We start from the raw sequence: 5,751 nt of genomic DNA, 5'->3' as shown, positions 1-5,751 counted from the left end.
AAGGCCATTACCCGTTCAGAAAGCTATCTTGGCGCAATGAAAGCCGGTGCCTGCCGGTATGACACGGAAGGGTATGTGACGGAGCATATTTCTCAGGAAGAGGAAGCGTATGCTTCAGCGCGTCTGGCAAAAATTCGTCGCCAGAACCGGAGAAAAGCCGAACTTCAGGCCGTGCTGGATGAGCAGTAAAAAGGCCTCCCTCAGAAGCAGGGAGGCAAAACAATAAGGCTATAAAGGAAACAACTTCCACACCCGAAGGAAGTCTGTCCACTGAATTATTTAACACAGGAATACTGACAGGGGAAAGAGGGGGAAGATGCAAATGAGCGGATTCAGAAACCATTCACGGGATGCTCAGGTCTGGCGTTACCAGCGTACCGGAAGTCGTGCCGTCAGCCTGGAGGTCAGGGGATTCCGGAAGGAGGCCGCTGAAGCGTGGCTCCTGGCTGCCCGTGTTGCACCCCGTACAGACTGGCAGCAGTTTGCCCGGCAGAGAGCTGAGAACTGCCAGCGGCGGGGGTAATGAAAAAACGGCAAAAAAAAGACCTCCCCTGAGCAAGGGAGGCCGAAGGTCATTCATATGACGTATCACTGACATTGAATGAATGTTGTACATCTACCCTGTGAGGCTACCACCGATTAATACCGGAAAGTTGCGGGGAGAAAGATAACACACAGTCATTACGTGGTTAATACCTGTGGGGATGTTTTTGCGACCGGAGGCTGCCGGGTGGATAAAAAAAGACCGTCATGCGACGGTCAACGTTGTCCGGTCAGGGACAAATGCATTCAGTAAGGAGAGTAAAATAATAACATCACGTTACCCGGCTGTTAATATCAGGTGGTGTTAAATATTATTTATAACTCTTTTATCTGGTTGTGATATTTGTTGATCGAGAAGAGAAAATGGCGACCGGAAAATCAGAGAAGCAACAGGTGATTGCCTTTATCGATTACGAGAACTGCAGTAACCTGACAGAAATTTCCTTAAATATATATACGGAGTTAATTATATTCGCGGGCGCGAAACAGAATAATGTGGCGCTGCCAGTAAACGCTTTCCCTGAAGCAGTAAAAGTCACACTCCGGCATGTCAGTGAAGTCTCCCGGAACAATGTTGATTTTCATCTGGTGCTGGAACTGGGGCAGTGTGTATGCCATTACGGAACGGAGAAGGAATACCATATTGTTTCCGCTGACAAGGGATATGACGGTATTGTCCGGACACTGCAGGCGCGTGGGATTTGCTGCCGTCGCGTCTCCCCGGATAAGGCGTCATCAGTAAAGATGGCTGCACCCGACATGGATATCGTTATCCGGTGGGCAAACAAAATTCAACAGGCAGCGCGGAAGGTTCGTAATATGCCGGTAACAGAAGGGGCATTTAATAATTATTTAAAATCACAGCTGCGCGGTGAATGGCGTGATGCCCTGGCCAATGGTATCCGGGATGAACTGGTCCGCCGGGGAGTAATGAAAATTCAGGGTAATAAAATCACCTGGCAATATTGATGGCAGAAAAATTAAATAATATCAGCTCCATAAAAACAGAAAGGTCGAAAATCAATAATGGCATTTATTTCCATGACAAGACAGAAAGCGCCGTACAGATACGTAAGCAAGACCCGGTTATCGATAAGGCGAACAGACTCAGGCTCTGCCGGGTGTTATGTGACGGTTGCCGTTCGGGGGAAGCAGGAATTTATTATTGCTGAACTTGATTCAGAAATCCGGAAAATCAGGCTGAAACTGACAGGACTCCTGTGAAGAAGGGGTAAGGCTGTCTTCGGGCACGTTTACGCTTCCGGCCAGATTCTGCCGGGAAATACTGCCGGACGACGTCAGGAGTATCACCATTATTCTGGAAAAAAGCGACGATGAGTGGTGGTACGGGAGTTACTGATACGTGGCAGAACTCCGGACACTGACGCCTTCGCGTTGCTCAGTTGTCCAACCCCGGAAACGGGAAAAAGCAAGTTTTCCCCGCTTCCGGCGTTTCTGCAATAAAAAGCGGAGGCATGGAGGTCGTCGTAACCAGACAGGAATGTGGTATTATCGCGGCGGGTGTCTGAGCCTTTCTGGTTCAGGCAAGACGCAGGTTCCAGAAATGCGAAGACCCCACTCGTTAATCCATTAACTCGTGAGGTCTGCATGAAGTATCTCGACACTACTGATTGTAGCCTCTTCCTTGCAGAGAGGTCAAAGTTTATGACGAAATATGCCCTTATCGGGTTGCTCGCCGTGTGCGCCACGGTGTTGTGTTTTTCACTGATATTCAGGGAACGGTTATGTGAGCTGAATATTCACAGGGGAAATACAGTGGTGCAGGTAACTCTGGCCTACGAAGCACGGAAGTAAGCTGCCGGGCGGGGACGGAAGTCCCCGCTTTCCGGAAGTGTGAGGTATTTCAGGGGCAGACACCCGACATGCCAGAAACCGCCGGTCCCGCCCGGGGCCGGCACACAGGTAAGGCATTTCCTGTTTTTCAGCCATTTCGCAACAAAATTCACACTAAATGACAGTAATCCCCGTTGATTTGTGCGCCAACACAGATCTTCATCACAATTCTCAAGTCGCTGATTTCAAAAAACTGTAGTATCCTCTGCGAAACGATCCCTGTTTGAGTATTGAGGAGGCGAGATGTCGCAGACAGAAAATGCAGTGACTTCCTCATCTGGCGCAAAACGAGCATACAGAAAGGGGAATCCGCTTTCTGATGCAGAGAAACAAAGATTATCAGTGGCCCGTAAAAGAACTTCGTTCAAGGAAGTAAAAGTATTTCTTGAACCAAAGTATAAGGCCATGCTCATGCAAATGTGTCATGAAGATGGCCTGACTCAGGCTGAAGTTCTGACCGCACTGATAAAAAGTGAAGCGCAAAAACGATGCATGTGATGATGGGCTTACATTCTTGAGTGTTCAGAAGATTAGTGCTAGATTACTGATCGTTTAAGGAATTTTGTGGCTGGCCACGCCGTAAGGTGGCAGGGAACTGGTTCTGATGTGGATTTACAGGAGCCAGAAAAGCAAAAACCCCGATAATCTTCTCTAACTTTGGCGAGTACAGAAAGATTACCGGGGCCCACTTAAACCGTATAGCCAACAATTCAGCTATGCGGGGAGTATAGTTATATGCCCGGAAAAGTTCAAGACTTCTTTCTGTGCTCACTCCTTCTGTGCATTGTAAGTGCAGGATGGTGTGACTGATCTTCAACAAACGTATTACCGCCAGGTAAAGAACCCGAATCCGGTGTTCACTCCCCGTGAAGGTGCCGGAACGCTGAAGTTCTGCGAAAAACTGATGGAAAAGGCGGTGGGCTTCACCTCCCGTTTTGATTTCGCCATTCATGTGGCGCATGCCCGTTCCCGTGGTCTGCGTCGGCGCATGCCACCGGTACTGCGTCGTCGGGCCATTGATGCGCTGCTGCAGGGGCTGTGTTTCCACTATGACCCGCTGGCCAACCGCGTCCAGTGCTCCATCACCACACTGGCCATTGAGTGCGGACTGGCGACGGAGTCTGCTGCCGGAAAACTCTCCATCACCCGTGCCACCCGGGCCCTGACGTCCCTGGCAGAGCTGGGGCTGATTACCTACCAGACGGAATATGACCCGCTTATCGGGTGCTATATCCCGACCGATATCACGTTCACACCGGCGCTGTTTGCTGCTCTCGATGTGTCTGAAGAGGCAGTGGCTTCCGCGCGCCGCAGCCGTGTGGAATGGGAAAACAGACAGCGTAAAAAGCAGGGACTGGATACCCTGGGTATGGATGAACTGATTGCGAAAGCCTGGCGTTTTGTGCGCGAGCGTTTCCGCAGTTACCAGACAGAGCTTAAGTCCCGTGGAATAAAGCGTGCCCGTGCGCGTCGTGATGCGAACAGGGAACGTCAGGATATCGTCACCCTGGTGAAACGGCAGCTGACGCGTGAAATTGCGGAAGGACGCTTCACTGCCAATCGTGAGGCAGTAAAACGCGAAGTGGAGCGTCGTGTGAAGGAGCGCATGATTCTGTCACGTAACCGTAATTACAGCCGGCTGGCCACAGCTTCCCCCTGAAAGTGACCTCCTCTGAATAATCCGGCACGCGCCGGAGGCATTCGCACGCCTGAAGTCCGCCAGTGCACAAAAAATCAGCACCACATACAAAAAACAACCTCATCATTCACCTTCTGATGCATCCGGTTCCCCCTGTTTTTGATGCAAAACACCTCCCACAGACGGGGAATTTTTCTTATCCACATTTAACTGCAAGGGACTTCCCCATAAGGTTACAACCGTTCATGTCATAAAGCGCCAGCCGACAGCCTTACAGGGTGCAATGTATCTTTTAAACACCAGTTTATATCTCCTTTAAACTACCTAATTACATTCATTTAAAAAGAAAACCTATTCAGTGTCTGTCCTGTGGACAGACAGATATGCACCTCCCACCGCAAGCGGCGGGCCCCGACCGGAGCCGATTTAGTTACAACATGCAAACACAGACCCCGAAAAAACCCCGGTTTCGCGCAGAACTGAAACCACAAAGCCCCTCCCTCATAACTGAAAAGCGAGGCCGCCCCCGCCCAAAGGGCGGGAACAACATCGCTTTTAATTATGAATGTTGTAACTAAGCAGCATCATCGCTGTCAGTCTTCTGGCTGGAAGTATTGAATACACGCTCGTAAGCGGCCCTCACGGCCCGCTAACGCGGAGATACGCCCCGACTTCGGGTAAACCCTTGTCGGGACCACTCCGACCGCGCACAGAAGCTCTGTCATAGCTGAAAGTAGGTATAGTCTGGCAGGGCTGGGGATGGGTAAGGTGAAATCTATCAATCTGTACCGGCTTACGCCGGGCTTCGGCGGTTTTACTCCTGCGCCATATGCTACAACGGAGTGCCGCCTTCCATGCCGCTGGCGCGGCATCAGAGTATAAAACCAGCATTAAATTTATTTGCAAATATATGAGTAATACAGACTTGTTAACTGGTCCTTTCAGTTGTATCTTTAAGACTTGTTAAATAGTCTTAAAGGTGCGTTATGCCTAACATCATTCTGTCTGACACCAGTGCAAGTGTCAGTGAACTGAAAAAAAATCCGATGGCGACAGTCAGTGCTGGTGATGGTTATCCAGTCGCTATTCTGAATCGCAATCAGCCGGCATTCTACTGTATTCCTGCTGAACTGTATGAAAGGATGCTTGATGCTCTGGATGACCAGGAGCTGGTGAAACTGGTTACTGAACGCAGTAATCAGCCATTGCGTGATGTGGATCTGGACAGTTATTTATGACTTATACGGTAAAATTCAGGGATGATGCGCTTAAAGAATGGCTGAAACTGGATAAGACCATTCAACAGCAGTTTGCGAAAAAACTAAAAAAATGCAGCGACAATCCCCATATACCTTCTGCAAAACTACGTGGGCTAAAGGACTGCTACAAAATAAAACTTCGTGCATCGGGATTTCGTCTGGTTTATCAGGTGATTGATGATATGTTAATTATTGCGGTTGTTGCGGTAGGGAAACGAGAACGTTGTAACGTTTATAATCTCGCCAGTGAGAGAATGAGATAGTAATATAAAAGCTTTTCCCGCTGATAACCGGGATTTCTCTGGCGCAGATATTCTTCGGAACATGGTATGAAATTTATAAATTCTCATTTGCCTTATTGATTATTGTTGCCTGTAACTTATCGACGATCGCCATTTTTATATGGCGCTCTTCGTCAGTAATAATACAGAAACGGGTCATTTCCGAAGCCGTACC

9 protein-coding genes and 1 pseudogene are annotated in these 5,751 nt (G+C 49.1%); 9 read left to right on the top strand and 1 reads right to left on the bottom strand.

The genetic code is table 11. The annotated features are described in order from the left end of the window. The 9 genes from BEA93_RS23710 to BEA93_RS23655 all read left to right on the top strand — a co-directional run. A partial coding sequence (locus tag BEA93_RS23710) for a ProQ/FINO family protein (protein ID WP_236942900.1) occupies positions 1 to 189 on the top strand: 189 nt, incomplete at its 5' end. A gap of 133 nt (positions 190 to 322) precedes the next feature. Then, positions 323 to 523, top strand: a complete 201-nt coding sequence (locus tag BEA93_RS23705; RefSeq protein WP_097762364.1) for a hypothetical protein — start codon at positions 323 to 325, stop codon at positions 521 to 523. A gap of 383 nt (positions 524 to 906) precedes the next feature. Continuing rightward, positions 907 to 1,512: a PIN domain-containing protein gene (locus BEA93_RS23700; RefSeq protein WP_105267677.1), complete on the top strand. Its 606-nt coding sequence runs from the start codon at positions 907 to 909 to the stop codon at positions 1,510 to 1,512. Positions 1,513 to 2,151: 639 nt separating this feature from the next. Then, complete coding sequence (locus tag BEA93_RS23685; RefSeq protein ID WP_001558272.1) at positions 2,152 to 2,358, top strand: Hok/Gef family protein; 207 nt, start codon at positions 2,152 to 2,154, stop codon at positions 2,356 to 2,358. A gap of 282 nt (positions 2,359 to 2,640) precedes the next feature. Then, positions 2,641 to 2,895: a replication regulatory protein RepA gene (locus tag BEA93_RS23680; protein ID WP_105225212.1), complete on the top strand. Its 255-nt coding sequence runs from the start codon at positions 2,641 to 2,643 to the stop codon at positions 2,893 to 2,895. Between the two features lie 237 nt (positions 2,896 to 3,132). Beyond that, positions 3,133 to 3,207, top strand: a complete 75-nt coding sequence (gene tap / locus BEA93_RS23675; protein ID WP_001367777.1) for a RepA leader peptide Tap — start codon at positions 3,133 to 3,135, stop codon at positions 3,205 to 3,207. After that, entirely contained in the window at positions 3,200 to 4,057 is an 858-nt protein-coding gene (gene repA, locus BEA93_RS23670) for an incFII family plasmid replication initiator RepA (RefSeq protein WP_123057434.1), read from the top strand. Before tap ends, repA begins: the two co-directional genes overlap by 8 nt. A gap of 965 nt (positions 4,058 to 5,022) precedes the next feature. After that, complete coding sequence (locus BEA93_RS23660) at positions 5,023 to 5,274, top strand: type II toxin-antitoxin system Phd/YefM family antitoxin (RefSeq protein ID WP_001132898.1); 252 nt, start codon at positions 5,023 to 5,025, stop codon at positions 5,272 to 5,274. After that, on the top strand, positions 5,271 to 5,558 hold the full coding sequence (locus tag BEA93_RS23655) for a type II toxin-antitoxin system RelE family toxin (protein ID WP_000222765.1): 288 nt from the start codon (positions 5,271 to 5,273) through the stop codon (positions 5,556 to 5,558). The genes BEA93_RS23660 and BEA93_RS23655 overlap by 4 nt, the downstream gene beginning before the upstream one ends. Positions 5,559 to 5,634: 76 nt before the next feature. Here BEA93_RS23655 and BEA93_RS25900 read toward each other — a convergent pair. Further along, a pseudogene (locus tag BEA93_RS25900) lies at positions 5,635 to 5,751 on the bottom strand (L-threonine dehydrogenase); the annotation flags it as partial.

This window comes from Escherichia sp. MOD1-EC5950, assembly GCF_002965345.1.
In the GTDB taxonomy this organism is placed as follows: Bacteria; Pseudomonadota; Gammaproteobacteria; order Enterobacterales; family Enterobacteriaceae; genus Escherichia; species Escherichia marmotae.
The sequence above is the reverse complement of the archived record's forward strand: the minus strand, read 5'-3'. Positions and strand labels throughout refer to the sequence as shown.